The 1234-nt window shown below is 52.4% G+C and carries 2 protein-coding genes; both read left to right on the top strand.

Annotated elements, in window-relative coordinates; genetic code table 11:
- The coding region (locus KH813_RS06750) for a major capsid protein (RefSeq protein WP_303994573.1) at nt 1-935 on the top strand (935 nt) is incomplete at its 5' end.
- A gap of 12 nt (nt 936-947) precedes the next feature.
- On the top strand, nt 948-1234 hold a 287-nt coding region (locus tag KH813_RS06745), incomplete at its 3' end, for a hypothetical protein (RefSeq protein WP_303994572.1).

Genomic DNA, 1234 nt, shown 5'->3' with positions numbered 1-1234 from the left:
TGGATTGGGTGCTGGAAGCACTGAACGAATCGAATCCGATTTTGGACGACATTCCGTGGCTTGAAGGTAACTTGCCGACGGGTAACCAAACGACGGTGCGCACGTCGGTCCCGATGCCGTCGCTGCGTCGCATCAATCGTGGCGTCGATCCGTCGAAGTCCACAACAAAACAGGTCGCCGATACATGCTCCATTTTTGAGGCGCGCTCGGAAGTGGACATTGAATTGTTGGCGCTTGCTCCGGACAAGGCGCAGTTCCGTCGTTCGGAAGATGTCGCGCATATTGAAGGCTTTGGGCAAGCGGTAGCGCGCAATATTCTGTACGGTGATTCGATGACGAATCCGGACGAGTTCAACGGCTTAGGCGTTCGTTATAACGTACTGAAAGGCGAAAAAGGTGATCCGGGGTATCAGGTTGTATCGGCCGGCGGCACGGGCAAAACAAACACGTCGATTTGGATTGTCGGCTGGGGCGAACGTACCGTGACGGGTATTTATCCGCGCAATACGTATGCCGGTCTGAAAGTCCGCGACTTGGGCGAAAATGATGCGGTAGATCCGGACGGCCGCAAGTTCCGCGCGGTGTCCACTTTGTTCACTTGGAAACCTGGCCTTGCGGTACGCGATCAACGCGCCGTTGCGGCGGTTCGTAACATTAACACAAGCAATTTGTTAAGCCTTGACAGCGACGGCAAACGTTCCTTGATTGAGAAATTTATTCTTGCGAAAAACCGTTTGCGCAACTTGGACACGGTGAACGCGGTGGCGTATGTCAATGATGATGTATATTCGTTCTTAGAAATTTATTTGATTGATAAGAATAACGTACATGTAACGCGCCGCGATCTTGCCGACGGTCAGCAGGTCCTGTATTTAGCGGGTATTCCTGTTCGCAAGCTGGACGCGTTGCGTAGTGATGAAGCGGTCATTAAATAAGGAGGGGTCTTAATGATTTACGATGCAGAAAATACATTTCTTTGGCAAAAAGACGTTGCGTCAGTAGGCACGGGCGGCATTGATTCCGATGTTGTCTATTTGGGTAAAGGCGACGCCGTCCAGCCGTTGTGGCTGGCCGTGACGGTATCGGCGCCGCTTTCTGATGATGCTACCGTCACGGTGGAAACGTCGGAAAAAGAAACAATGGCGGGCAAAAAGACGCTTGGCACGTTTACGCTTGCAAAGGGTGAACGCAAGCTGGCGGCGAAATTGCCGGTCGGTGTGCTCGGTTATGTTCG

The organism is Negativicoccus succinicivorans, assembly GCF_018373335.1.
Lineage (GTDB): Bacteria > Bacillota > Negativicutes > Veillonellales > Negativicoccaceae > Negativicoccus > Negativicoccus succinicivorans_A.
This window is presented reverse-complemented; position numbering and strand designations above follow the sequence as displayed.